At 76.0% G+C, this 26875-nt stretch carries 17 protein-coding genes; 7 read left to right on the top strand and 10 right to left on the bottom strand.

Annotated elements, in window-relative coordinates; all coding sequences use genetic code 11:
* Positions 1 to 84 precede the first annotated feature (84 nt).
* The 5 genes from ABZW10_RS11275 (at position 85) to ABZW10_RS11255 (ending at position 5233) form a co-directional block, all read left to right on the top strand.
* Positions 85 to 1356, top strand: coding sequence for an acyl-CoA dehydrogenase family protein (locus tag ABZW10_RS11275; RefSeq protein ID WP_355362991.1), 1272 nt, complete (start codon positions 85 to 87; stop codon positions 1354 to 1356).
* A gap of 395 nt (positions 1357 to 1751) precedes the next feature.
* Positions 1752 to 3803 (top strand): ATP-binding protein, encoded by a 2052-nt coding sequence (locus ABZW10_RS11270; protein ID WP_355362778.1) that lies wholly within the window; start codon positions 1752 to 1754, stop codon positions 3801 to 3803.
* Positions 3803 to 4234: a roadblock/LC7 domain-containing protein gene (locus ABZW10_RS11265; protein WP_355362776.1), complete on the top strand. Its 432-nt coding sequence runs from the start codon at positions 3803 to 3805 to the stop codon at positions 4232 to 4234. The genes ABZW10_RS11270 and ABZW10_RS11265 overlap by 1 nt, the downstream gene beginning before the upstream one ends.
* Positions 4231 to 4611 (top strand): DUF742 domain-containing protein, encoded by a 381-nt coding sequence (locus tag ABZW10_RS11260; RefSeq protein ID WP_355362774.1) that lies wholly within the window; start codon positions 4231 to 4233, stop codon positions 4609 to 4611. Before ABZW10_RS11265 ends, ABZW10_RS11260 begins: the two co-directional genes overlap by 4 nt.
* A gap of 49 nt (positions 4612 to 4660) precedes the next feature.
* The gene (locus ABZW10_RS11255; RefSeq protein ID WP_355362772.1) at positions 4661 to 5233 is read left to right on the top strand and encodes an ATP/GTP-binding protein; all 573 of its coding nucleotides are present in this window, start codon (positions 4661 to 4663) and stop codon (positions 5231 to 5233) included.
* 43 nt (positions 5234 to 5276) lie between these two features.
* Here the strand turns inward: ABZW10_RS11255 and ABZW10_RS11250 are convergent, their stop codons facing one another.
* The 9 genes from ABZW10_RS11250 to ABZW10_RS11210 all read right to left on the bottom strand — a co-directional run bounded on the left by ABZW10_RS11250 (position 5277) and on the right by ABZW10_RS11210 (position 22686).
* The gene (locus tag ABZW10_RS11250; protein WP_355362770.1) at positions 5277 to 5744 is read right to left on the bottom strand and encodes a MarR family transcriptional regulator; all 468 of its coding nucleotides are present in this window, start codon (positions 5742 to 5744) and stop codon (positions 5277 to 5279) included.
* Between the two features lie 146 nt (positions 5745 to 5890).
* Entirely contained in the window at positions 5891 to 8017 is a 2127-nt protein-coding gene (locus tag ABZW10_RS11245; protein ID WP_355362768.1) for a hypothetical protein, read from the bottom strand.
* 17 nt (positions 8018 to 8034) lie between these two features.
* Positions 8035 to 11829 carry a DUF5682 family protein gene (locus ABZW10_RS11240; protein ID WP_355362766.1) on the bottom strand — a complete coding sequence of 1265 codons (3795 nt, stop codon included), beginning with the start codon at positions 11827 to 11829 and terminating at the stop codon, positions 8035 to 8037.
* 118 nt (positions 11830 to 11947) lie between these two features.
* Positions 11948 to 13147: an AAA family ATPase gene (locus ABZW10_RS11235; RefSeq protein WP_355362764.1), complete on the bottom strand. Its 1200-nt coding sequence runs from the start codon at positions 13145 to 13147 to the stop codon at positions 11948 to 11950.
* Positions 13144 to 18348 (bottom strand): hypothetical protein, encoded by a 5205-nt coding sequence (locus ABZW10_RS11230; RefSeq protein WP_355362762.1) that lies wholly within the window; start codon positions 18346 to 18348, stop codon positions 13144 to 13146. Before ABZW10_RS11230 ends, ABZW10_RS11235 begins: the two co-directional genes overlap by 4 nt.
* Positions 18345 to 19190: a DUF4132 domain-containing protein gene (locus ABZW10_RS11225; RefSeq protein WP_355362989.1), complete on the bottom strand. Its 846-nt coding sequence runs from the start codon at positions 19188 to 19190 to the stop codon at positions 18345 to 18347. Before ABZW10_RS11225 ends, ABZW10_RS11230 begins: the two co-directional genes overlap by 4 nt.
* Before the next feature lie 166 nt (positions 19191 to 19356).
* Complete coding sequence (locus ABZW10_RS11220; RefSeq protein WP_355362760.1) at positions 19357 to 20565, bottom strand: PQQ-dependent sugar dehydrogenase; 1209 nt, start codon at positions 20563 to 20565, stop codon at positions 19357 to 19359.
* 160 nt (positions 20566 to 20725) lie between these two features.
* A complete protein-coding gene (locus ABZW10_RS11215; protein ID WP_355362758.1) occupies positions 20726 to 21529 on the bottom strand; it encodes an ABC transporter ATP-binding protein in 804 nt (267 codons plus the stop codon).
* A gap of 77 nt (positions 21530 to 21606) precedes the next feature.
* Entirely contained in the window at positions 21607 to 22686 is a 1080-nt protein-coding gene (locus tag ABZW10_RS11210; protein WP_355362756.1) for an ABC transporter substrate-binding protein, read from the bottom strand.
* Positions 22687 to 22840: 154 nt separating this feature from the next.
* On the opposite strand from ABZW10_RS11210, the gene fhuB reads away from it, so the two are divergent.
* Both fhuB and fes read left to right on the top strand, forming a co-directional pair.
* Complete coding sequence (gene fhuB, locus ABZW10_RS11205; protein ID WP_355362754.1) at positions 22841 to 25012, top strand: Fe(3+)-hydroxamate ABC transporter permease FhuB; 2172 nt, start codon at positions 22841 to 22843, stop codon at positions 25010 to 25012.
* 40 nt (positions 25013 to 25052) lie between these two features.
* On the top strand, positions 25053 to 26216 hold the full coding sequence (fes, locus tag ABZW10_RS11200; protein WP_355362987.1) for an enterochelin esterase: 1164 nt from the start codon (positions 25053 to 25055) through the stop codon (positions 26214 to 26216).
* A 45-nt stretch (positions 26217 to 26261) separates the two neighbouring features.
* Here the strand turns inward: fes and ABZW10_RS11195 are convergent, their stop codons facing one another.
* Positions 26262 to 26759, bottom strand: coding sequence for a carbonic anhydrase (locus ABZW10_RS11195; RefSeq protein ID WP_355362752.1), 498 nt, complete (start codon positions 26757 to 26759; stop codon positions 26262 to 26264).
* Between the last annotated feature and the right edge of the window lie 116 nt (positions 26760 to 26875).

Here is a 26875-nt window from a genome sequence, read left to right as displayed (position 1 = left end):
CCCTCGGCGGCCGACGCGGATCGGCTGCACGGACGGAGGCACATCCACCGAACGAACCGAACCCGAGAGGACCCGGGCATGGCGATGGACTACTTCACCGACGAACGACACGAGAGCCTCCGTGCGGAGGTGCGCGAGTTCGCGGAGAAGGAAGTGCGCCCGCAGGTGACCAGAATGGAGGCCGAGCGCCAGGTCGAGTTCGCAATCGCGCAGGAGATCGCCCGCCGGGGCTGGATCGGCGTCACCATCCCGCGCGAATTCGGCGGGCTGGGTCTGGGACACCTCGCCAAGACCGTCATCGTCGAGGAGCTGTCCCGGGTCAGCGGCGCCATGGGGGCGATGGCCCAGGCCTCGCAGCTCGGCGTCGCCAAGGTCATCCACTTCGGCGACGACGCCCAACGCCGCTACTGGCTGCCCAGGTTCGCCTCCGGCGCGGCGCTGCCCACCATCGCCGTGACCGAACCGGAGTCCGGCGGCCATGTGCTCGGCATGAGCGGCACCGCCCGCCGCGAGGGCGACGAGTACGTGCTCGACGGCCGCAAGTGGTTCGTGGGGAACTCGCACATCGGCGACGTGCACGGCGTGGTGCTGCGCACCGGCCAGGGCAGCCGGGGGCTCTCCGCCTTCCTGGTGGAGAGCGACCGGCCCGGGTTCCGCACCGGCTCCCTCGGCTCGCAGAGCGGACTGCACGGCTTCAGCTTCGGCGAACTCGTCTTCGAGGGCTGCCGGATCCCGGCCGCCAACCTGCTCGGCCGGGAGGGCCAGGGCCTGGACGTCGCCTACTCCTCCTCCACGCTGTACGGGCGGCTGAACCTGGCGGCGGTCGCCCTCGGCATCCACGTGGCGATCGTCGAGGACACCGTGCGGTTCGCCGAGGCGCGCGTGCTCTACGGCAAGCCGCTCTCCCAACTGCCCAACATCGCGCTGAAGCTGGGCGAGATGCAGTCCCGGCTGATGACCGCCAAGCTCGCCGCTTACCACGCCTCGCACCTGCTGGACCACGGCAAGCCCTGCGACGCCGAACTGATGAACGCCAAACTGGTCAACACCGAGTACGCGCTGGACTCGGCGCGCAACGCGATGGAGATCCACGCCGGCCGCGGCCTGCAGGCGGAGTTCCACATCGAGCGCTACCTGCGCGACGCGACCCACACCTACCCGCCGGCCGGGACCTCGGACGTCCAGCGGCTGCGGCTCGGCCAGGTGGCCTCGGGCACCTACGGCAAGCAGTGGTCGGCCGAGCTCGCCGACCTGGCCGGCTGGGCGTGGAGCGAGGCGGCCGAACGCGAGGCCCGCGCGGAGGCGGAGCTGCAGAGCGGCGCGGCTGCGGTGCTGCGGATGCCGCTGGCGGGCTGACCCGCCGGATCCGCGCGCTCGGCGCGGCCCACCGGGACGGCGCTTCCTGACCTGTCCCTGACGGCTTTCCGGCGACCACGGCCCCGGCCGCCGGAAAGCCGCCCGCCACTCCCCCACGCCTTCGCCGACCAGTGCGAATACCCGGTCGGGCGGCCACGGGATGCCCGGACGACCTGTCATCAGGCGTTCACATATGGTCAGTTGATGTTGCCCGAAGGGCACCCCGGGCTGGTAGCGTGCCTGGAGTCGGCGGCCGTGCTGCATCCGTCCGGACGGTGAACCCCCGGGTCACCAGCTCCGGCAACCCTCCGGGCACTGTCGGCCGTGGCGCCCCAGCGGCCCCCGCCGGACCGCAGACGGACACCCCGCCGTTCGGCCCTGCTACAAGGAATCAGATGCCAGGCATATCGTCCCCCCGGACGGGCCACCGCGCCGGCCGGCCCGGCTCCCTACGCAGCTCGCTCCTCACCCTCACGCTGCTCCCCTGCCTCGGCCTCGCCGCCGCCTGGGGCTACGCCTGCTACCTGCTGCGCGGGACCGGAGAGCGCAACGCCCTGTACGCCGGCAGCGCCGCCGTCGCCGTCGTCCTGCTCCTGAGCCTGGCACGCGGGCTGCGCACCGCGCGCGTCCTTCCGGCCCGGATCGCCTCCCTGCACACCGACGCCCTGGCGATCGCCCAGCAGGAGATCCCGCAGGTCGTCGGCCGTCTGCGGGCCGGCGAGTCGGTCCCGACCCCGCCCGCCCGGACCCCGTCCCGGCGGACCGGCGACGAACTCCAGCAGGCCGCCGACGGCCTCGCCGCCGTCCGGCAGGCCGCCGTCGCCGCGATCGTTCACCAGGCCCAGGGCCGCGAGGGGACGAAGAAGGTCTTCCTCAACATCGCGCGCCGCACCCAGATCCTGATCCACCGCCAGATCAGCATGCTGGACGCGCTGGAGCGCGAGCACGAGGAACCCGACCTGCTGCGCGAGCTGTTCGCCGTCGACCACCTCGCCACCCGGATGCGGCGCAACGCCGAGAACCTGGTCATCCTGGGCGGCGCGCTGCCCGCACGGCGCTGGCGCAACGCCGTGCCCATGGTCAACGTGCTGCGCAGCGCCGTCTCCGAGACCGAGAACTACTCACGGGTCGTCGTCCAGGGCGTGCCGCGCACCTCGCTCGGCGGCCAGGCCGTCGCCGACGTGATCCACCTCGTCGCCGAGCTGATCGAGAACGGCACCACCTTCTCCCCGCCCTACACCCAGGTGCAGGTCTCCGCGCAGGAGGTCCCGAAGGGCCTGGTGGTGGAGGTCGAGGACCGCGGCCTCGGCATGGTCGAGGAGGAGTACCAGCGGCTCAACGACTACCTCGCCAACCCGCCGGAGCTGGACGTCTCCGCGCTCGGCGACGACCTGCGGCTCGGGCTCTTCGTGGTCGCCCGGCTGGCCGCCCGGCACGACGTCCAGGTCACGCTGCGCCCCTCGCCGTACGGCGGGACGCGGGCCGTGGTGCTGGTGCCGGCGGCGCTGCTGCACCAGGCGGAGGCACCGTCCGCCGTCACCGGCCTGCCGGCGGGCGCCCGGGTCACCCGGTCCCCGGCCCCGGACCTGCGGCCGGGCGGCGAGCCCGGTGGCGCCCCGGAGAGCGGGGCGGGTACGGGTGCGGGCACCGGGGCGGGCGCCGGTACGGACGTCGGCAGGATCGACCAGGAGCTCTCGGGCGCGCTCGCCGGGGTGCTCGACGGGCTGATGGGCAACGGGCCCTCGGTGGTGGGACCCGGTCCGGGTGCCGCTGGTGCTGGTACTGGCGCTGGTGCTGGTTCGGATGAGGTTGCCGCCGGGGGCGACGGGCTCGCGGGCGGCGGTGGCAACGGCGGCGACGGCGGTCTGGTGATCGGCGAGCTGGTCGCGCGCTACCCCGAGGGTGTCGGCCCGCAGGGCCAGGACGATCCGACGGTCAACGGCGGCCTGCCCGTGGGCTCGGCGATCCCCGGTCTGCCGGGCGCGGTGGTCGTCGCGCGGCCCAGTCGGCCGCTGCCCTACCAGGAGCCGGTCGACGAGCCCGGGCCGAGCATGTTCGAGAGCGGCACCCACGGGCCGTCGGCCGCGCCGCCGGTGGCACCCGCGCCGCCCGCCCCGCCCGCGGCACCCGTGCACCAGCGTGCCGGGGGGACCCGCGACGAGCACGGGCCCCAGAGCGAGCTGCGCACGCCGCGCATCCTGCCCCAGCGGGTCCGCAACGCCAGCCTCGCCGAACAGTTGCGCGAGGCCCACGCGTCCCCCCCGGCCCCGTACGGACAGCCCTCGCCCCACGACGGCGGGCAGCCCGGCTTCCCCGCACAGCCCGGCGACGACCCCTCCCCGCAGCGCTCGCGGGCCACCATGGCCGCCATCCAGCGTGGCACCCGCACCGCCCGTGCCACGACCCCCGACCCGGACGCGCCTTCCGCAGCTAAGGAACAGCAGTGATGACGCAGCACACCGACGCCGAGCGCGACCTCAACTGGCTGCTGGACCAGCTGGTGGCGCGGGTCCCGGAGACCCGGCACGCCGTCGTCCTGTCCGAGGACGGCCTGCTGGTCGGACTCTCCCAGGGGCTCGACCGGGCCGACGCCGAGCACCTGTCGGCCGTCGCGTCCGGCCTGCAGAGCCTCGCCCGCGGCGCCGGCCACCGGTTCGACGGCGGGCGGGTGCGGCAGACCGTGATCGAGATGGACCGGCTGTTCCTGTTCGTCACCACCGCCGGCCAGGGCGCCCGGCTCGCCGTGCTGACCAGCGAGGCGGTCGACGCCGGGCTGATGGCCTACGAGATCAACATGCTGGTCAAGCAGGTCGGCCAGTACCTCACCGCTGCGCCGCGCAGCGACGCCGGCCATCCGGATGCGGGTGGCGGTGCGTGACCGCCGACGCCGCCGAGGCCTGGTTCTTCGACAAGGAGGCCGGCCATCTGGTCCGCCCCTACGCCATCACCAACGGGCGCACCGGTCCGGTCCGTGACGGCTTCGCGCTGATCACCCTGGTGGTCACCGCCGACCCCCGCACCGACACCAGCCGTCTGACGCCCGAACCGGCCGCGATCCTGGACCTCTGCCGGGAACGCCCGCTCGCGGTGGCCGAGATCGCGGCCGTGCTGGACCTCCCGGTGAGCGTGGTCAAGGTGCTGCTGGACGACCTCGCCGAGGCCCGGATGATTCTCACCCGGGCACCCGTCGAGCTCGCCGAGGCGCCGGACATCGCGTTGATCCAGGCCGTGATCGAGGGTGTCCGCCGGCTCTGAGCCGACGCGCTCCCTCCTCGGCCCCGTTCCCCCCTTCAGGAGACCCGACGTGACGACCCAGAGCCTGGTGCCGGGCGCGGTCAAGATCCTCGTCGCCGGCGGCTTCGGCGTCGGCAAGACCACCATGGTCGGTTCGGTCAGCGAGATCGAGCCGCTGCAGACCGAGGAGCGGATGACCCGCGCCAGCATCGGGATCGACAGCCTCGACGGCGTCCAGGACAAGTCGACGACCACTGTGGCGATGGACTTCGGGCGGATCACCGTCCGCGAGGACCTGGTGCTCTACCTGTTCGGCACGCCCGGCCAGTTCCGCTTCTGGTTCATGTGGGACGACCTGGCGCTCGGCGCGCTCGGCGCCATCGTGCTGGCCGACACCCGGCGGCTGGAGTCCAGCTTCGCCGCCGTCGACTTCTTCGAGCAGCGCGGCATCCCCTTCGCCGTCGGCGTCAACTGCTTCTACGGGCGCCGCGACTGCGCCCCCGAGGACGTCCGCCGCGCGCTGGACCTCGACCCGGGCGTGCCCGTGGTGCTGTGCGACGTCCGGGAGCGCGCCTCCAGCAAGGAACTGCTGCTCGCCCTCCTCGACCGGGTCCACCGGGACGCGCTGGCGGCGCACGGGTGAGACCGGCGCGCCGCCGGCGCGGCGACGCGCCCGGGTGAGGCGGTCAGGCCTTGGCCGGGGCCGCCGGGGCCGGCTCCAGCTCGTACAGGGCCCGGACCAGCGGCGCCAGTTCGGGGAGGTCGGCGGCCTCGGTGAGCGTCGCCTCCAGCGTCGCGTCGTGCAACGGCCGGGCCGCGGCGAGCAGTTCGCGTCCCTGCGGGGTCAGCTCGGTGTAGATGCCGCGCCGGTCGTCCGCGCAGAGGTAGCGGCTCAGCAGGCCGCGCTCCTCCAGCCGGCTCACCAGCCGGGTGGTCGCGCTGCTGCTCAGCGCGGCCGCGCGGGCCAGCTGCTGCATCCGCATGTGCCAGCCGTCCTGTCGCGACAGCGCCTCCAGCACCGTGTACTCGACCACCGAGAGCCGGTACTCCGCCTGCAGCGCCTTCTCCAGCGCCGAGTCGATCAGCCCGTGCAGTGCGGCGAGCGTCCGCCAGCCGCCGGCGCGGATCTCGGCGGCGTCGTCCTGGATTCCCATGGCTCGCCCCTCTCTGCTCGGATTCTGCTCAGGTTGTGCTCGGGTCGTGCTCCGGTCGGGAGGGGTGCGGTTCCGGTGGAACGCGCTCCCCCCGGACTCAATTATGCCAGTCGGCGCGGCTTACCTGCTTGTGCAAATAGTTCTCCTCATGGCCGATGCGTGGTCGCCTCCGGCGAAACCCCGTCCTGGGGCCCGGACCAGACGGTCGCGCAGAGCGCCGAGGCCAGTTCCTCCTCGTACCAGGCCGCCGCCAGCCACGCGGCCGCGAAAGCGCCGTGGTCGTCCGCGACCACCCGGCCGAAGACGTCGCGCGACTGGTCGACCGCCGAGGCGAGCAGCCCGTCCAGCAGCGCCGCACCGGTGGCCAGTCCGGCCGACCGCAGCCGGGCCCGGTCGCCGTCGGCCGCCCGGGACCCGAGCGCCAGCGCGGCACGGCCGCCGGTCACCGCCTGGCCCACCCGGCGGGTGAGCAGGTGCACCGGGGTCGTCGGGGCCTCGCCGCCGGCGGGTGCGCCGGACGCCGCGGGTGCCGCGGGACCGGTCGGGCCGGCGGGCGGGAGGGTGAGGTCCGCCGTCTGGAGCCGCTCCAGCCCCAGGTTGACCCGGCCCGAGCGGTCGGCGGGCAGCGCGAGGGAAGGCTCCCCCGGGTGCGCGGTAGCGGCGTCGCCGTCGGCGGCCGTCGTGGATCCGACCGCCGTAGATCCGACCGCCGTGGACGGGCCCGTCGTGGAGGGGCCCGTGGGCGGCAGGCCGATGGCCAGCAGCCGCAGTTCGGGACGGGCCGCGCGCTCCAGCCGGCCGATCACCCGCAGCCGCAGGCCGGGAGCAGTGGCGAGCAGCGCGAGATTGCCCCGGTACGCCAGCCCCGGGTGGTCGTGCGCGGCACGCAGCGCCAGCACCACCCCGTCGCTCTCCGCCAGCAGCCGCGGCTCCCCGCCCGGCCCGTACGGCACCGCACCGAGCAACGTCACGTCCAGGAACAGCAACTCGCTCCCGGCCGGCCGGGCCTCCGGCGGCACCGCCCCCGCCGCAAGCGCCCGCGCCACCTGGGCGGCCGGGGGCTCGGCCCAGAGCCGCGCGAGAGGCTCCGCCGTCCAGGCCGCGCCCGCCGCGCGGACCGCCCGGACCGAGGCGCCCGCCCCGAGCCGTCCCGCCGCCGACCTGGTCGCCCCCTGGACGGCCAGCCCGGCCCGGGTGAACTCGCGGTGGCTGAGCATCGCGTCCCCCAACCGCACCGTCCGGTTCCCGGCCCCGACCGCCTGCGGCGCCGCCGCCGTGGCGTCGGTGTGCGGCATCACCTCCGCCATCGTGTGCAGCCCGCCGCCCGCGTCCACGGCCCAGGTGAGCACACCGGCGTGGGTGGCCGTCAGCACCGGCTCGGCGAACAGCCCGTACAGCCGCAGGCCGCCCGCCGGCGCATAGGCCTGGCGGGCCGTGCCGCGCAGCTCCGCAACGCCCGGCCCGCCCGGCCCGCCCGGTCGCGGGGTGGCGGCCAGGGCCAGCGCCGTGCTGAGGCCGAGGAGTTCACGCAGACCGGCCACCAGATCGGCGAGCCGGTGGTCCGGCTCGCCCGAGCGGGCCGCGCGGATCCTGGTGACCACCGCCACCGCGGCGGCGGCCGGCCGGTACAGGCCGGCCAGCCGGGCGCGGTGGGCCGCGCGCAGCAGTTCCGCCTGCAGCACCGCGCCCGCGCCCCCCACGCCCGCCGCCACCACGGCGGAGCCCACCCGGTGGAGGTGATCAACGGCGGCCAGTTCGACGGCGGTGAGGGCCTCGGTGGGCTTGGCCTCACTGGACCGGGCTTCGGTGGGCCCGGCTCCGGCGGGCAGGTCCTCGGCCGGGCGGGCGGGCCCGGACGGAGCCGACGGGTCCGACGGGTCCGACGGGGAGTCCGCAGCCGGGGACGGGACGGTCGGGGCCTCGTCCGGTGCGGTGTCCGCGTCGGCCGGCGGTTCGTCGTCGGCGAGCGGGCAGACCGTGACCGCCGCGGCCCGGTGCACGCAGGCGGGCGCCAGCAGGCAGCCGCAGCGCACGTCCGCCTGGTCGGCGACGACCCCGCCCGGTGCGTGCAGGACGAGCACCGCCTCCTCGTCGACGGCGATCCGCCAGTCCTCGCCGGTGCGCTCCACCGGTCGCTCGGCCAGCTTGGCCGCGGCGCCGTCCAGCCGCTTCTGCAGCCGCGCCGACAGCCCGGCCACCACCTCGGCGACCACCTCGGGCCGGACCGCCGGCCACTGCCCGCCCGGCCCCGTCCCGGTCCCTGTTCCCGTCACTGCCCCTGCCACCTCCGTCATCGGACCTTCTCCCCCACCCAGCGGGCCAGTTCGAGCGGGCTGAGTGCCGCCACCGGCATCCCGGCCGCGACCAGCTGGCCCGCGACCGCCTTCGAGTACCGGGCCGTCCCGGTGTCGTCCAGGGCCGCGCAGCCCAGCAGGTGGCAGCCGGAACCGACCAGCGCCCGGGTCTGCGCGAGCAGCCCGCCGACCGGGCCGCCCTCCTCGAAGTCGCTGACCACCGCGATCAGCGTGCGGGACGGCACGGTCACCAGGCTCCGCGCGTACCGCAGGCCCCCCGCGATGTCCGTGCCGCCGCCGATCCGGACCTCCAGGAGCAGGCCCAGCGGGTCCGCCACCCGGTCGGTCAGGTCGACCACCTCGGTGGAGAAGGCGACGAAGTGCGTGCTCAGCGAGGGCACCCCGGCCAGGATCGACGCCGTCAGCGCCGCCCAGACCGTCGACGCCTCCATCGAGCCGGAGACGTCCACCACCAGGATCAGCCGCCAGTCGGACGCCTGACGGGCCCTGGTCCGGAAGACCGGGCGCTCCGGAACGATCATCATGCCGCCCGGTTCGCCACCGGACGGGCCGCCGGCGGACGGACTGCCGGCGGGGTCGGCCGGGCGGGCGGTGGCGAGGTTGGCCCGGATGGTCCGGTGCAGGTCCAGGCCGCCGCCCGGGCGGCGGCTCGGGCGCGGCACGCTGATCCCGGTGAGCGCCGGGCGCAGCCTGGTCGCCAGCTCCCGGCTCAACTCGTCGACCAGGCGCCGGACCAGCGGACGCAGCCCCGCCAACCGGGCCTCGGGCAGGCCGCCCGCGTGCTCCAGAACGGTGCGCAGCAGGTCGACCGACGGGCGGACGGCGCCCGGGTCGATCGCCTCCAGGGCGTCGCCCCGGCCCTGGGCGACGGCCGCCGCCAGCACCTCCTCCCGCAGGCCCGGCCCGAACAGGGCGGTCAGCTCCTCGGACCACTCGCGCACACCCGGGTACGGCGCCTCGCGCCCGCCCCGGTTGCCGCCCGCACCGCCCCGGCCCTCCAGGCCGGGGCCGGAGCCCTCGCCCTGTCCGGTGCCGTAGAGCTCGTCGAGCGCGGTCGCCAGGCGGGCGGCCCGGCCGCCGAGACCGCCGCTGCCCGGTCGGCCGAGCAGCAGCCGCCAGCGCTCGGCCGGGCTCAGGGCGTGGGTCCGGGTGTCCGTCCCGGTGCGGGCGGGGGCGGGGGCGGGAGCGGGGTCCGGGACCTCGGCGGTGGGCGCCGGGAGGAGGGCCGGGAGCAGCCCACGGCGGGCGAGCGCGGCGCGGGCGGCCAGGTCGGCGCGGGACCAGTCGGCGAGCAGCGCGGGCGGCACCTCCTCGGGAAGCGTCTCCAGGCGGGTGCCCAGACGTTCCTCGACCAGCTGCAGCAGCCGGTCGCGGGCGGCCGGGCTCAGCGTGTCGAACCCGCCGCGCAGCGCCGGCAGGCGGTCCAGGAAGGCGCTGTCGGAGAGCGTGACCACCCTCTCCAGCACCGGTTCGAGCACCCCGGGGGCGGTCGAGAACAGTCCTTCGGCGGCTGTCAGCAGTCCGACGAGGGAGCGTCCGAGGGCGTGCCGGGCGTCGGGGCCGGTGGCGCCGTCCACCCAGGAGGCGGCCCGGTCGCCGAACACCGCCGGTTCCTCCTGCCGGAGCAGCACCCGCACCGCCCCGGCCGCGCCGCGCACCAACGGGCTTCCGCCGTCGGCGAGTTCGGCCATCACGTGGCGGAGCCGGATGCCTCCGGAGAGGTCCGCCCGCCGCGCCAGCTCCACCAGCGCCCGGGCGTCGTCCGCGTCGTCCGATCCGCCGAGCCCCTCCAGCTGCCGCACCGCCGCCACCGTCACGACCTCGGCCGCCGCCGCGAGCGCGCCGAGAACCGGATCGGCAGCGGCGGACGCCTCGCCCTGCGGTGCGGCGACCGCCGGTCCACCGGCGGGCGACGTCGTGGCCGGCGCCCCCGGGGCCGCATGGGCGGAGACCGGGTCGGCGGGCGCCGAGGGCTGGTGGGTGGCGGTGAGGCGGTCGAGGAGGGCGAGCCCGTCGAGCAGGTCGGGGAGGGTGCCGCTCGCCGGGAGGACGGCGGTGAGCTGGGTGAGACGGGTGTCGGTGAGGGCGGGGAGGCCGCAGGCGGCGGCGTCGGCCAGGCCGCGGAGCACCTCCCGGGCGGTGGGACCGTCCGCCTGCTGTTCGCGGCGCAGCCGTTCCCGCAGGGCTCCCTCGGCCGCCTGGGCCGGGGTGACGCCCCGGGTGCCGGCCACGGTCAGCATGGCGGCGACGGCCGGGGTCCAGCGAACGCGCCAGCGGGTGGTGAGGGTCTCGGTGCCGCCCGCGCCGGTGGTCTCGACGGGTTCGGCGTAGGGGACGCCGCAGGCGGTGAGGCGGTTGAGCAGGAGTTCGCGGCGTCGGTCGAGCGGTGAGCGGAGCGGATCGAGGCGGAGTTCGCGCGGCACCGGCTCTGCGGTGTCCCCGGGACCAGGGAGGCCGAGGTCGGCGAGCAGCCGCTCGACGGCGGGGCCGAGGCCGCTGCGCGGGGCGGCCGGGGTGGGCTCGCCGGTGCGGGTGCCGACCAGGACCTTCTCCAGGGCGCGGGCCACCGCCCGGCCGCGTCCGAGGGGCTCGCCCTGGGCGAGGACGGTCTGCACCGCCTCGACGAGTTCGCCGCGCCCGGGGGCCGCGAGGGCGCGCAGCCGGGCGAGGTCGCCGGCGAGCCGGACGATCTCGCGGGCGTCGGCCGGGCCGGAGGGGTGGTCCTGGGCGCGCAGGGCCTCGCAGATGCGCACGGCGGTGCGGACGAGCGCCTCGGCGAGCCGGTCCGGATCGCCGGCGGCGTCGAGCACCGTGTGCTGCCACTCGGGGTCGCGGATGCCGGCGGGGTAGCCGGAGCGGGCGTCGAGGAGGGGGTAGGTGTACGGGATGAGGGAGACCACGTGACGGGCGTCCGGGGCCGACCCGTCGGCGGGCTCGGCGGGGTCGGTCGGTCCGGCGGGCTCGGCGGGCGCGTGCTGGGTGAGCGCGGGGGCGTGGAAGGCGCCGATGACGGCGGCGACCCGGCGCCCGCCCGCGCCCGCCTCCCGGATGCGCTCGCGCATCCAGGCCTCGCGCCGCAGGTCGTACGGGTCGACGCCGGGGCCGTCCTCGGCATCGCGGCGCAGCGCCCAGCCGACCAGCAGCGCGGCGCGCCGGACGGCCTCCGGCGTGGAGCCGGGGGCGGCGGTCTCGACGAGGCGGTCCCAGAGGTCCTCGTCGTCGCGGCCGGTGAGGCGGTGGCGCAGCGCGTCGGCGACACCGGGGCGGGCATCGGGGCGGGTCTCGGGGCCGGTGCGCTCGCGTCCGGTGCTGCGGTCGCGGACGGCGAGCGGCAGGTCGCAGGCGATGGTCTCGACGCCGTGGCGGCGGGCCCAGCGCAGGGCGGCGAGTTCGGGCGAGAAGTCGGCGAACGGGTAGAAGGCGAGACCGGGGCCGGCCTCGGCACCGATGCCGTCGGCGCGCTCGTCCGAGCGGTCGGCGGCGGGCGCGGCGGCGAGGGCGACCGGGGCCCTGGTGGCGTCGTCGGCGAGCAGGTCGAGCCAGGGCTGGAACTCGGCGGGCAGCTCGACCAGGAGCACCTCGGGCGCGGCGGCGTCGAGCAGCGCGGGCACGACGGCGCTGAGCGAGGGCGCGTGGTGGCGCACCCCGATCAGGTAGGGGCCGGGCGTGTCGAGGCCGGACGCGGCCAGTCGGGCGGCCTGGGCCTCGACCGTCCCGCGCGGGTCGTCGAGGCCGGGGCCCGCCCCGCCGGGCGGCACCGCGCTGCTCATGTGTTCACCTCTCGGTGGAAGGTCGGAAGTTCGGAAGTTCGGAGGTGCGGAGGTTCGGCGTCGGAGACGGGGGTCGGCCGGCCCGGCGCCCACCGGGGGCGCCGGGCCGGCCGCGGGCTCAGTGCTCCAGGGCGGAGCGCAGGTCCCACAGGGTGCGCCAGGTGGCGGCGCCCTGTTCGGCGCGGCGGCGGACCGGGCCGTCCCAGTAGCCGAGCAGCCGGGCGGCGTCGGCGGGGTCGTCCTTGCGCACCACGCCGATGAGCTGCCCGGGGAGGCGGCCGAGCAGGTCGCCGCCGTCGGGCAGGTAGGCGGCGGTGACGCCGAGGGCGGTGGCCACCGACACGGCCTCGGCGGTGCTCATCACGGTGGAGGGACGCTCGACGTCCCAGCCCTCGGTGGAGCGGCCGGTGCGCAGGTCGCGGAAGGCCGTGACCAGGGCCTCCAGCACCGCGTCGTCCACCGCGTAGGCGGCTCCGGCTCGGGCCACGGCGGCGGTGGACTGGCGGCGGACCAGGTCCACCTCCGCGGCGAGGCTGCCGATCGGGCCGACCGTCTCGAAGTTGAACCGTCGCTTGAGGGCGGCGGACATCTCGCTGACGCCCTTGTCGCGCAGGTTGGCGGTGGCGATCAGGGTGAACCCGGGGACGGCGTGCAGCTGGCCGTCGGGGGTGCCGGCGAGTTCGGGGACGGCGATCCGCCGCTCGGAGAGCAGCGAGACCAGGGCGTCCTGGACCTCGGGCAGGCACCGGGTGACCTCCTCGACGCGGGCGACCGCGCCGGTGGTCATCGCGGTGAGCACCGGGGAGGGCACCAGGGCGTCGCGGCTGGGGCCCTTGGCGAGCAGCAGGGCGTAGTTCCAGCCGTACTTGAGCTGGTCCTCGGTGGTGCCGGCGGTGCCCTGGACGGTGAGCGCGCTGGTGCCGCAGACGGCGGCGGCGAGGAGTTCGGAGAGCATCGACTTCGCGGTGCCGGGCTCGCCGACGAGCAGCAGGCCGCGCTCGCCGGCGAGGGTGACGACGCAGCGTTCGACCAGGGCCCGCTCGCCGACGAACTTCTGCTCGATCGCCAGGCTCTTCCGGCCGGCCTTGAGCTTCTCGCCGCCGCTGCCCATCACGAAGGTGACCACAGCGCGCGGGGTGAGCCGCCAGCCGGGCGGGCGCGGGCCCGAGTCGTGCGCGGCGAGGAAGTCCAGCTCGGCGGCGTACTTCTCCTCCGGCAGGACGATCTGCCGGGCGGCGGACCCGGGCGGAGCGCCGACGGTGCCGGCGGCACCGGCGGTCGCGGTGGTGGTCGCGGTGGTGGTGGCCGTGGTGGTCATCGGCGGGCCTTCCTGCGCTTGCCGGTCTGGAGCTCTTCGAAGCCGGGGGCGTCCCCGTCGGTGACGCGCTGCCAGGCCCGGGTGAACAGCTCCGGGACGGACAGCTGCGGCAGTGCCGCGTGGTGGGTGGGCAGGGCGTAGAGGCCTGCCTTCCAGGTCTCGACGGGCAGGCCGGGGGCCTTGGCCTCCTGCCAGCCGCAGGGGAGGAAGAGGCTGCGCCCGGCGCGGGCCCGCTTGGCCTCCACGACCAGCCCGGAGGCCAGGAGTTCGGCGCGCGCCTTCTTCAGCCGGGCCGGCTTCCAGCCCGTCCAGCGGGCGACGTTGCGGTCGGTCGGGTCGGGCAGGGCGAGCAGCTGGAGGTAGACCACGGCGGCGTCCTCCCCCAGCTCGTGGGTCTTGGCGACCTCGGTGACCAGCTCCGGCACCGTGAGCAGCGGGTGGTGGGGCCAGACCTCGACCTCGGCGTCGGTCTCGGCCTTGGCACCGGCCTTGGTACCGGCCTTGGTGCCGCCTTCCGCGTCGGCCGTGCCGGGGAGGTCCGGCAGAGTGACCAGGCGGTCCAGGGTTCCGTCCAGGAGGGCGGCGAGAACGGTCCGCTGACGGGCGAGCCAGTAGCTCTCGGCCAGGCCGGCGAGCAGGTCCAGCGTCGGGTCCTGCGGCCCGCTCACGCCCGCCGGGCGCCACCAGATGTGCTCCGCCCCGCCGCGGGAGGGCGACAGCACCACGACCTCGCCGCAGCGCACCAGTCCGTCGGCGTCGGCACCACCCTCGGCGGGCAGGCCGTAGCGGGTGCGCAGGACGGCGGCCAGCGGTTCGCCCTTGCTGTTGCGGCGCAGGTCGAAGGCGAGCATCAGCCCGGGGTCGGCCAGGCGGGTGCGCAGCGCCTGGACGGCCGGGGCGAGCAGCGCGCGCAGCGGGCTGTTCCAGGGCAGCCGGTAGGCGAGCCAGGCGAGGGCGTCGACGAACTCCGACGGGTTGCTGTAGTCCGGCAGGGCGTCCGCGTCGTCGGGCAGCAGGCCGGTCGTGCCCGCCTCCCCCTCTTCGGCGCGCAGCCGCTGACGGGTGGTGCGGCTGAGCCACGGGGTGACCGCGTGGTTCAGCACCTCTTCGACGTTCTGGATGCTGGTGCCGCTGACGGCGGCCTGGTCCTCGTCGGACAGGGTGACGATCCGGCCGAGGCGCTGCGTCCAGCGGGCGGCGCCGGCGGCGCTGTCCGGGCCGGTGGTCCAGAGGTCCTGCGGGTCGGCGGGCAGCAGGGCCGCCCAGACCTCTCCGAGGACGGACCGCTCGCGCCCGCGCAGCCAGTCGCGGGCGGCCTTGGCCTCGGCGGACTTGAGGCCGTACTCCTTGAGCGCGGTGGCGGGCAGCGGCGCGCCGTACCACTGGAAGAGGGTGCTGGTGGGGCTCAGCAGCAGGGTGGAGCGGACGGCGCCGATGCCGGTGCGCTCGCCGAAGTCGGCGGCACGCTCGGCGCGGTGGGTGATGGCGCCGTGCAGGGCGAGCTGAGCGGTGAACTCGCTGAGCCACGTGCCGGTGACGGTGTCCTCGGTGCCGCGCTCCCTGGCGGTACCGAAGTGGGCGACCGGGCCGAAGGCGCCGCTCGGGTCGTGGTCGACGGCGAGCCAGACCACCTTGTCGTCCTGGTGGTGGCGGCAGCCGAGGATGACGACGGTGCGCCCGCCGTGCCGCCAGACCTGGCCGGCCCGGACCTCGTGCTTGCCCTCGGTGGCGTTCGGGTCGGTGAGCGGCTCGGTGAGCAGGAGTTCGCGCACGGTGGCGCCGCGGTCGGCGAGCGGCCCGGTGGTGAACTCGGAGAGCAGCAGGCCGAGCGAGGCACGGTGCTCGGCGGAGGTGAGCGGGGCGGCGGCCGCGTAGGCGAGGGCGCCGAGGTTGCCGAGCACGTGCAGCCAGCCGTGGTGGTTGTCGTCGCCGTGCAGCTGGACCTGGTGCGGGGTGCTCCAGCCGTCGCCGTCGGCCGCCGGGGGATCGGCGAGGACGGCGGTGACCGTGCGGAGGTTGTTGAGGACGCGGTAGTTGGCGCTGCGGTCCCAGGAGCGGCCGAAGCCGCCGGTCCCGGGCAGCAGCAGGGTGACCGCCTCGCTGAGCTCGTAGTCGGTGCCGTACTCGGGCCGGTGGGCGAACTCGGGGGCGCTCGAGGAGTCGGTGGTGCGGCCGTCGTTCTCGGGCTGCGGCAGGTAGCGGGCGATCGAGTCGAGCAGCTTCGCGGCGGTGCGGGCGAGGCCGGCGACGCCGGCCACCAGCTGCCGGTGGCCGATGCCCGGCAGGACCTGTGCGACGGCGTCGAGCGGGAGCTCCTCGACGGCCTTGCCGCCGCTGACGACGGGGCGGCGGACGCCCTGGACGGTGATCCAGCGCTGCTGCGCGGCGGGCACGGGCTGGGCATCGGCCGGCCAGGCGGCGTCGATGAGGCGGGCGGCCTGCTCGTCGGTGACGGCGCGCAGCACCGTCGAGCCCTGCTCGTCGCGCGGGCGCAGGGCGTGCCAGAAGGCGAGCGGGACCACGACGGGGGTGCCCGCAGCGTCCAGGCCGCCGGGGCGGCCGGGTTCGAAGTCGGCGGTGTAGCCGGTCGGGTCCGCGGCGACGGTGCCGTCCGCCGCGGAGTGCGCGGCGGGCAGGGCGAGGCCGAGGTGGTGGCCGACGCCGGACTGGACGACCGGCCGGCCGCCGCCGCCGGGCAGGGTGAGCAGGCCGCACGGGTACGTCGGCGACTGCTGCCCGGCCTGGTCGGCGACGAGCGTGGTGCCGTCGGCGGTACCGGTGGTGACCTTGAGGGTGTCGACCCGTGGCCAGCTTCCGAGCACGGTGCCGTCGGTGCCCAGCGGGGTGGCCTCCAGGCCGGGCAGCAGCGGCAGCAGCCGGGTCCGGCCGAGGTCGAGGCGGCCCGCGGCGGCGCTCGCGGCGATCCGCGGCGGCTCGGAGGCGCGGCCCAGGGTGCCGGTGGCGGCGTCGAGTTCGTGCAGCACGTTGCCGCCGCGGGTCCAGCGGGCGGTCCAGTGGCCGGTGCCGTCGGCGAGGACGTGGTCCTGGTCGGACATGAAGGTGTCGCCGACGTGCAGCGGGCGGTGGCCGCCGGTGCGGCCGCCGCCGGGCAGCGGCAGGCTCGGCATCGCGATCTCGTCGTTGCCGCCGTAGTAGCGGGCGACGCTCTCGCCGCCGAGGACGAAGGTCTCGGCGGGCCGGCCGGACCAGTAGGCGTGCTGCTTGCCGTCGTGGAACCAGACGACCAGCAGTTCGCCGTCGGCGAAGCGGAAGTGCGGGTGCTGGTGGCTCTCCAGCTTGTCGGGGATGCGCAGGGTGTGTTCGAGCACGATGCCCTGCGGCCCGGCGACGACGACCTGGTTGCCGCGGGCGAGCACCAGGTTCGGCCAGGCCTCCTGCAGCACCAGCCCCTTGGGGTGGGCGCGTCCGGCGCCGTAACCGGGGGCCTCTCCGTACTCGGCGCCGAGCTTGTCGAGCGCCTCCTCCAGGGCCGGCCAGGCGAGCTCGTCGAGGATGCCGCCGCGCAGGGCGCCGGCCAGCAGCCCGGCCACGTCGAGGTCGGCGACACGCCGGGCGGCGGCCGGGTTCTCGTCGCGGATGCCGGTGCGGTGGGCACTGAGCTCGCGCACCGCCGCCGTCGCGCTCTCCAGACCGCGGACGGCCACCAGTTCGTCGACGCGGGCGTCGGACCACTCGACGAACAGCTCGCGCAGCACCGGCCGGGCGGCCAGGCCGCGGCTGTCGACGGTGTCCCAGACCGGAGGGACGGCGGCGCGCAGCGCCGGCCGGAAGCGGGGGTCGGCGGCGACGGCCGCCAGGGTGCGGCCGTCCGCCGAGGAGGAGGCGACCCACTGCTGGAGGAGGAAGCTGTAGCCGTCGTCCGGGTCGGCGACCGGGACGCCCTGCGCGAGCAGCAGGTCGAGGAGTTCGATCTGGGTGGCGCTGCGGCGCACCCCGGTGAGGAGGTCGACCGGCACGGCCTCGGCACGCAGCCGCTCCAGCATGCGGTCGACCAGGCCGAGGGTGTCGGCGTTCAGGCCCCGGTCGCGCCAGCCGCGGCCGAGGTGGTTGGTCCAGCGCTGCAGCCAGGCGGCGGCCGGCTCGGGGGCCGCGGCGCCGTCCGCGGCCGCGGCGGGCGGGTCGGTGAGCAGCCGCTCGGCGCCGCTCTCGGCGAGCAGGGCGAGCCAGGCGACGTCCTGGACGTCGGCGTCGTTGTTGCCGGGCGGGTCGGGCATGAGCTCCAGCAGCCGGGCGCGGACCGTGTCGTCGCGCTGCCCGAGGGCGACGATCGCGCCGTGCCAGACCTTCCAGAAGGCGCCGGGGGCCCGGTTGACGGCGGGTGAGGCCAGCAGTTCGGCGATCAGCTCCCGCTCGTGCTCGTCGCGGTCCAGCTCGGCGGCCTTGAGCAGGGCGCGGGCGTCCTCGGCGACCCCGGCGTAGGGGGCCATGCCGGCGGCGGAGCGCTCGGTGCACAGCTGGCGGAACCGCTGCCAGGCGGTCAGCGGGTCGAGCCGGCCGCTCAGTTCCTTGACGTACTGGCGCAGCGCCTTGACGCTGAGCGCGCCGGCCAGCGCGAACTCCAGGAAGACGGCGCGCAGCCGCTCCTCGTCGACGGCGAGGTTGTGGGTGCGCTCGGCCTCGCGGGCCTTGCCGAAGAAGGTGCTGGCGTAGCTCTGGTTGCCCTGTTCGAGGAAGATCCGGCCGACCTGCTCGCAGTAGGTGGGCAGGAAGTGCGGGACGGCGCGGCCGAGCCGCACGGCCAGCGCGTCGAACCCGTCCTTGGCGTTGCCGGGCTTGGACTTGGCCTGGCGGGCGAGCCGCTCCATCTCCTTGACCAGGGCGAGCGCGTGGTGGCCGTTGGCCGGGTCGTTGACGAGCGCCCAGGCGGGGAAGCCGAGCGCCTCCTGGCGGACCTGGCCGACCTCGACCGGCTCGGCGGCGGGGGCGAGTCCGAGGAAGTCGACGGCGGCGTCCTCGGCGGGGCCGAGCGCGCCGGGCACCAGGCGCACGATCCGGCGATCGCCCAGGGCGGGGTGGGCGTAGCCGCGGGCGGTGAGGACGTCGGCGGCGCTGTCGGGGGTGCCGACGCCGGACAGGGCGCCGGGGGCGAGGATCGCCCCGGCCTCCAGCAGCCGCTCGCGGCGGGCGGCGTCGCCGCCGGGTGCACCGGTGGTGCGGTCGGGTCCGGTGGTGGTGCTCATGCGGCTTCCTCCCCTTCGATCGTGCGGCCGGCGTACAGTGCGGCGGCCATCCGCATCCCCTCGGACCAGGCGACCGGTCCGACCTCGGCCAGCGGCAGGACCTTGCCGTCCGGGCCGGTCCAGCTGAGCGCGCCCGTCTCGCACTCGTCGTACTCGTAGTAGTCGCCGACCCAGACCCGGGCCTCCAGGGCGAGGCCGTCCTCGACGACGGGCAGCACGGCGTGTCCGCCGCGGACCCGGTAGCCGAGCCGGGCGCAGCGGCCGAGCAGGTCGCGCAGCGCGGCGTAGTGGCCGCCGGCGTAGGTGCTGACCTCGGTGCCGGCGGTGTCGCCGGGCCGGTGCCAGACCTCCCGGTACAGCTGCTGGACCTGCTGGGAGACGCCGAGTTCGACGGCGAACTCGCGCAGCTCGTCGAGGTCCTCCAGCAGGACCGGGTGGGGTATGCGCAGTTCGCCGTCGGTCAGGCGGACGGTGTCCCCGTCGAGGTCGACCAGGCCGAGGCCGCGCTCGGCGTCGGCGCCGCGCAGGAAGCCGGCGACGGCGCCGTCCGGTCCGGTGACCACCAGGTCGCGCAGGACCTCCTGCCAGGCCTCGTCCGCCCAGACGGCGGTGACCACGGCGGCGGGCACGGGCAGCGAGCGGACCATCCACCGCTCGACGGTCTCCAGGCAGCCGCGCCGGTGCGCCTCCAGCCACTCGGTGAGCTGCTTGAGGCCGACGACCACCGGGTCGTCGTTCAGCTTCGGCGGGACGGCCTTCAGCAGGCGGCCGGCCGCGTTGCGGCAGACCACCCTGCCCTCCTCGTCGAAGGCGACTTGGTAACCGCCCGTTCCCGTTTCCACCCACGCCACGGCCGCTCTCCTCCCAGCTGGTCAGTGATGGAAGGAACGTAACGGGACACACTGACAACGCGGCCCGCGGGGAGGGGTACTGAACGGTAGGAAGGCCGGGCGGCGGTTCTGGGCCGACCTCAAACCGCTCGAACGGGTGATCCAATGCCGGTCGGGATCACGTCCGTTTGACGGTCAGCCGCAGGATCCGGTCGTCACCGGGGCGCGGATCGCCGCGGCCGTCGGTGTTGTCGGTGAGCAGCAGCAGGGTGCCGTCCCGGTCGGCCACCACGGCGCGCAGGCGGCCGTACGCGCCGGAGAGGAAGTCCATGGGCGGGGCGGCGGGCCGGTCGCCGTCCAGCGGGACGCGCCAGAGCCGCGCGCCGTGCAGGGCGGCCATCCAGACGCCCCCGGCGGCGTAGGCGATGCCGCTCGGGGAGGCGTCGGCGGGGTGCCACTGGGCGACCGGGTCGACGAGGCCCGGCCGGCCGGCGGCGCCCTCCACGGTCGGCCAGCCGTAGTTGCCGCCGGGGGTGATCAGGTTCAGCTCGTCCCAGGTGTCCTGGCCGAACTCCGAGGCCCAGAGCCGTCCTTGCGGGTCCCAGGCCAGGCCCTGGACGTTGCGGTGACCGAGCGACCAGACCGGCGAGCCCGGGAACGGGTTGCCGGGGGCGGGGGCGCCGTCCGGGGCGAGGCGGAGAATCTTGCCGCCGAGGGAGTCGCGGTCCTGGGCGAGCGGGGGTTCGCTCGCGTCGCCGGTTCCGGCGTACAGCAGACCGTCCGGGCCGAAGGCGATCCGTCCGCCGTTATGCCGGCTCCCGTGCGGGATCCCGGCCAACAGCACCACCGGCTCGCCGAGTTGGGAGCCGGCCGGGCGGGCGGGGTCGTAGTCGAGGCGGGCGATGCGGTTGTCGGAGGCGGTGGAGTAGTAGGCGTAGACCCGGTGGTCGGAGGCGAAGCCGGGCGACAGGGCGAGGCCGAGCAGGCCGCCCTCGCCGCCGGCGGTGACGCCGGGGACGGTGCCGGCCACGGTCTTCGTGCCGTCCTTCGCCGAGACGCGCAGGATCCGGGCGTCGTCGCGTTCGGAGACCAGCAGGTCGCCGTCCGGCAGGACGGCCAGGCCCCACGGGGAGGCCAGACCGTCGGTGACGGTGCCCGAGACGTCCACCGAGACGGCGGCACCCGGGGTCGGGGACGGCGCCGGGGGCGGGGTAGGGGCAGCGGCCGAGGTCGTGGGCGCGGGTTCGGCGGGCGAGGTGGGCGCCGAGGCCGGGACGGACGGCGCGACGGCGGACTCGGGGGCGGCGGCCGAGGAGCAGCCGACGGTGACGGCCGGGCCGAGCACGACGGCGAGGGCGGCGAACAGTGCGGCGGAACGACGGGGCATCGGTGACCTCTCCCGGGGGACGGCGGGGGGCGGACGCGGCGACGGAACGGACGTCCGGCGGACGCCCGTCCAGCAGACCACACCCGGCCCGGCGCCGATCGCAACCCGCCGCGCCCGCACGACCGTTCGAGGGACTCCGGCACCCCGGGAGAGGCGCGCGTCAGCCGATCCGCGAGGCGGCCGACCGGGTCCCGGCGCGCGGGACGATCACCGGCGCGCCGTCCCCGGGGGCCGCGAGCACATCGCTGTCCACGTCGTACAGCGCCCGCACCAGCGGCGCGTCCACCACCTCGCGCGGCGCACCGCAGGCGATCACCTCGCCGCCGCGCATCGCCACCACCACATCGGCGTAGCGGGCCGCCGCCGCGAGGTCGTGCAGCACCATGACGACGGTGCGCCCGGCCGCCGCGACCTCGCGGACCAGCTCCAGCACCTCCACCGCGTGGCCGAGGTCGAGGGCGCTGGTCGGCTCGTCGAGCAGCACGACGGGGGCGTCCTGGGCGAGCACCATGGCCAGCCAGCAGCGCTGCCGCTGGCCGCCGGAGAGCCGGTCGAGCCGGCGGTCGGCGAACTCCTCGACGCCGGTGGCCCGCAGCGCCCCGGCGGTGAGCCGCTCGTCGTCGGCCGACCACTGCCGGAACAGCCCCTGGTGCGGGTGGCGGCCGTAGCGGACCAGCCCGGCGACGGTGACCGCCTCCGGGGCCTGCGGGCTCTGCGGCAGCAGCGCGACCCGGTGGGCGGCCTGGCGGGGCCGCAGCTTCCAGACGTCCTCGCCGCCGACCAGCACCCGCCCGGAGTCGGGCCGGTGGAGGCGGGCGATCGAGCGCAGCAGGGTGGACTTGCCGCAGCCGTTGGGGCCGACGATCGCCACCACCTGCCCGCCGGGCACGGTGAGGTCCACGCCGCCCAGCACCGGACGCCCGGGGCCGTACCCGGCCGTGAGGCCCTCGACCGTCAACTCCATGGCGGTTTCCTTCGCTTGGGAGGGGAGACGGACCGGGCGGCGGACACCCCGCACGGAGGGGCACCCGCCGCCGGCGGTCACTTGGCGCCGAGCGCCTTGGCGATGTCGCCGATCACCGCGTCGGCCGCCAGCGGGCCGCCGCGGGTGGACCAGACCGAGCCGTCGACGGTCACGGTGTGGTTGTTCTTCACCGCGTTCAGCTCCTGGTAGGCGGGCTTGGACTGGACGTCCTTCAGCGCGGCCTTGCCGTCGTCGGTGAGGGTGGAGAGGAACAGCCAGTCGCCGTCGATCTCGTTGATCTTCTCCAGGCTCAGCGCCGGGGTGTGGGCGTTGCCGTCCTTGTCCTGGGCCTGCGGGCGGGTCAGGCCCATGTCGAGGGCGACACCGCTGGCGAACTGCTTCTTCTCCATCCAGCTGGGGCCGGTCGGGTTCCAGCGGACGATGGAGACGGCCTTGCCCTTGTTCTCGCCGAGCTCGCCGCCGGTCCTGGCGGCCTTGGCGTCGTAGTCGGCGATCACCTTGTTGGCCTGGTCGAGCTTGTTGACGGCGTTTCCGATGCCGCGGAAGGAGAGCTTCCAGTCGTCGGTCGGGGCCATCGTGACCAGGGTGGCCGGGGTGATCTCGCGCAGCTGCTTGAGCACCTGCTGGTCCTGCATGTCGCCGGCCAGGATCAGGTCGGGCTTGGCGGCGATCACCTTGTCCATGACGGGCTGCAGCAGATTGCCGACCACCGGGACGCCCTGGACCTTGTCCTTCAGGTACGCCGGCGGCTCGTTGAGGCCCTGTCCGTTGGTGATGCCGGCCGGCTTGAGGCCGAGGGCGAGCACCGCGTCGAGGTCCTCCTGAGTGAGGGTGACGATGCGCTTGGGCTCGGCGGGGATCTCGACGGCCGTGCCGGTGGCGTCCTTGACGGTCCGCTTGCCGCCGGCCGCGTCGGCGGCCGGGCTGCCCGCGGCGGTGGCGGCGGTGGACGGCGAGCCCTGCTCCGAGGGGGAGCCGGTGCTGGAGGAGCCCGCGCCGGAGGAACCCTTGTCGGAGGAGCCCGACGAGCCGCAGCCGACGAGCAGGAGCGTGGCCGCCCCGGTGGCGGCCAGCACCTGGACCGCACGGCGGCGGGCGAGGTCGAACGGGCTCTGGGGGGTCGACGGGGTCGACATGGGGGCCTCCGGGCAGGGGTGTTGCAGACGGGCGGTGCGGACGGTGGATCGGTGGAACTGCGCTGCGGCGCCGCGCACCTGGACGATCCGGACGGATCCGACGCAGGGTCGGACACCCGTCCGACCGCGATCACCATTAGGTTAGCCTTACCTTATGACATTGTCGCAAGTGGGTACCGCCGAGGCGGCCGACGCGGATCCCCCCGCCCCCGCCCCGCCGGCGGCCCAGCGGTCGCGCCGCACCTCCTGGGCCGCCGTCGGCGGCATCCTCGCCGCCCTGCTCGCGCTCACCGCGCTCTCCCTGTCCGTCGGCGCCGGCGAGGTCGGCCCCGGCCGGGTGCTGGACTACCTGCTCGACACCGACGGCGCCCGCGCCGACAGCCGGCTCGCACTCGTCGTCGGCGACCTGCGCCTGCCCCGCACGCTGACCGCCCTGCTGGTCGGCGCCGCCCTCGGCGTGGCCGGCGCGCAACTGCAGGCCGTCACCCGCAACCCGCTCGCCGAGACCGGCCTGCTCGGCGTCAACGCCGGCGCCTCGCTCGGCGTCGTGCTCGGCATCGCCGTCCTCGGCGTGCAGACCTCCTACGGCTACCTCGCCTTCGCCTTCGGTGGCGCCGTGCTCGCCAGCGGGCTGGTCCTGGCCATCGCCGGCAGCCGGGGCGGCGGCTCCCCGATGCGGCTCGTGCTCGGCGGCTCCGCCGTCGGCGCCACCTTCGGCGGCCTGACCGGCGTGCTGATCGTCAACTCCCCCGAGGCGTACGACCGCTACCGGGTCTGGGTGCTCGGCTCACTGGCCGGCGTGGAGGGCTGGACGACGCTGCGCCAGCTCGCCCCGGTGCTCGGCTTCGGCTTCGCGGTCGCCCTGCTCACCACCCGGCCGCTGTCCGCGCTCGCGCTCGGCGACGACCTCGCCCGCGGCCTCGGCCACCGCCCCGGCTCCACCCGGGCCGCCGTCGCCCTCGCCGTCACCCTGCTCACCGCCTCCGCCGTCGCCCTCGCCGGTCCGATCTCCTTCCTCGGCCTGCTCGCCGGCTTCCTGGCCCGCGCCGTCGCCGGGCCCCGGGTCGGCCGGCTCACTCTGCTCGCCGGACTCGTCGGCGCCGCCGTGCTGACCGGCGCCGACGTGCTCGCCCGGGTGGTGGCCCGGCCGTTCGAGGCCCCGGTGTCGGTGATCGTCGCGCTGATCGGCGCGCCCGCCCTGATCGCCATCGTCCGCTCCCGCAGGACCGCCGCACTCGGCATGACCGACACCGCGCCCGCCGAATCCTCCGGCCGCCACGGCCACACCGAGGAGAAGGCGCCCCGGCCCGACCTAGTGATCCGGCGCGGCGCGCTGTCGGTGCTGCTCCCCCGCCGCTCCGCGCTGGCCGCGCTCGGCCTGGCCGCGGCGCTGCTGGCCGCCGTGGTGGTCTCCGCGCACGCCGGGCAGAGCGAACTCGGCCTCGGCCGCACCTTCCAGGCCGTCCTCGGCTACGGGGAGCGCCTGGACGTGCTGCTGGTGCAGAAGTTCCGGCTCGGGCGGATCGTCGCGGGCCTCGCCGCCGGCGCCGCGCTCGGCCTGGCCGGCTGCCTCACCCAGACGCTGGCCCGCAACCGGCTCGCCACCCCCGAACTGCTCGGCGTCAACGACGGCGCCACCGCCGCCGTGCTGATCTCCGTCACCGCCTCCGGCGCGTTCGGCGCCTGGTGGGCCGGGCCGATCGGCGCGCTGGCCGCCGTCGCCGTGGTCACCGTGGTCTCCGGCGGGCTCGGCGCGCGCGGCTACCGGGTGCTGGTGGTGGGCCTGGCCATGTCGGCGCTCGCCTCCGCCGTCATCCAGGTGGCGATGGCCCGGCGTTCGCTCAGCTCGGCCACCTCGCTGTACGTCTGGACCTCCGGCAGCCTCAACGGCCGGGACTACGCGGTGGCCACGCCGGTGCTGATCGGCCTCGCCGTGCTGGTGCCGCTCGCCCTGGTGGTGGCCCGCCGGCTGGCCGTGCTGCGGTTCGACGACAACGTCGCCTCCTCGCTGGGCGTCGACCCCGGCCGGGTCCGGCTGGTCTGCCTGCTGCTCGCGGTGGCGCTGGCCGGCCTCGCCGTCGGCGCCTGCGGACCGGTCGGCTTCGTCGCGCTGGCCGCGCCGGTGGTCGCCGGACGGCTGGCCGGCCCGGCCCGGGTGCCGGTGCTCGGCTCGGCGCTCGTCGGCGCGGTGCTGATCGTCCTGGCCGACACCCTCGGCCGGGTGCTGATCTCCGGCGTCGAGATCCCGGTGGGCATCGTCACCACGGTGCTCGGCGGCCCCTTCCTGCTCTGGGTGTTGCTCGGCCGCAAGGGCAACCCCGCCTGACCGTTGAGGAGTTCTTCCCGTGCCGAACGAACGGACCACGATGGGCGACGAGTTCTGGGACCGGGTGGCCGCCGAGGGCGCACCGCTGGTCGATCCCGACCCCGACGACCCGGCCTACCGGCAGGTGACCTTCGTGCTGCGCGACGAGCCGGACGGGCCGCCGTACGACGGCGTGCTCGCGCTCGTCCACACCGTCACCGACAAGGACCGGCACGCCGGCGACCTCACCCCGCACCTGATGGAACGCCGGGCCGGCGGCTGGTCGCGCACCTACCGGCTGCGCGCCGACCACCGGGCGTCCTACCAGCTGTACCCGGTGCGCGGCGCCCTCCCCGGCACCCGGCGGGCCGACTGGCTGCGGGTCCTGGACGGCGCCCGCCCCGACCCGCTGGGCACCGGGGCGCTGCTGCCCGCCCGCGACGGACGCCACCCCTCCTCGGTGCTCGCCCTGCCGGAGGCACCCGCCCAGCCGTACACGGCGCGGCGCGCCGACGTGCCCCGCGGCCGCACCGTGCGCGCCGAGGCGGCCGGGCGGCGGATCGACGTGCACCTGCCCGCCGGGCACCGCGTCGACGCCGGACCGTACCCGGTGCTGGTCCTGCTGGACGGCGAGATGTGGGGCGAGGTGCTGTCGTTCGGCGACACCCTGGACAACCTGACGGCCGAGGGTCTCGTCCCGCCGACCGTCGCCCTGCTCGTCCACACCATGGGCCCCGGCCGGCCGGACGACCTCAGCTGCAACCCGGACTTCGTCGACCTGCTCGCCGACCGGATCCTGCCCTGGGCCGCCGCCGAGCACCGCGCCACCGCCGACCCGGCCCGGACCGTAATCGCCGGACAGAGCGCGGGCGGACTGACGGCGGCCTTCGCCGCCTTCCGCCGCCCGGCCCGGTTCGGCAACGCGCTCTCGCAGTCCGGCTCGTTCTGGTGGCCGGACGGCACCGAGTACGACGGCGGCAGCGAGTGGCTGACCAGGCAGTTCGCGGACACCGAACAGGTCGGCGCCCGGTTCTGGGTGGAGGTCGGGCTCCAGGAGTGGATGCTGCTCACCCAGAACCGTCATCTGCGCGACGTGCTGACCGCGCGCGGCTACGACCTCGCCTACCGCGAGTTCAACGGCGGCCACGACTACGCCTGCTGGCGCGGCGGCCTGGCCGACGGCCTGGTGCACCTGCTGGGCACGGCCGCGCCGCAGGGCCGCTGAGGACCGGGGCCCGGGAGCGGCGCCGACCGCACCCGGGCCCGCCGCTCAGAGCACGACCTCCTTGAGGAGTCCGGTCGCGACGTCGAAGACGAAGCCGCGCACCGAGGTCCGGTGCGGGACGAAGGGGCTGGTGCGGATCCGGGCGGCCGACTGCCGGACGTCCGTCTCCACGTCGGCGAAGGCCTCCGCGGCCCACGGGGGCTTGACGCCGGTCTCCTCGCGGATCGACTCGCGGAAGGCGTCGTCGCCGAAGGTGAGCATGCCGCAGTCGGTGTGGTGGATGAGGATGATCTCCCGCGTGCCGAGCAGCCGCTGGCTGATCGCCAGCGAGCGGATCGCGTCGTCGGTCGCCACGCCGCCGGCGTTGCGGATCACGTGCGAGTCGCCCTCGGCGAGGCCGAGCGCGCCGTAGACGTTGAGCCGGGCGTCCATGCAGGCCAGGACGGCCGTGCGGCGGGCCGGCGGGAGCGGGAGCGGCCCGTCGAAGGCCGTGGCGTAGTCGGCGTTGTTGCGCAGGTAGTGGTCGGTGGCGGTGTCGGTCATGGTGGACGGCTGTCCCTTCGGTGCGGTCGGATCGTGGTGGACCGGGGTGCGCGCGGGCATGCGGGTGCGCGGAGGGCGTGAACCTTCCGGGTGCGCGCACTCGTCGCCGGCGCTCC

Source organism: Kitasatospora sp. NPDC004723 (assembly GCF_040609255.1).
GTDB lineage: Bacteria > Actinomycetota > Actinomycetes > Streptomycetales > Streptomycetaceae > Kitasatospora.
The sequence above is the reverse complement of the archived record's forward strand: the minus strand, read 5'-3'. Positions and strand labels throughout refer to the sequence as shown.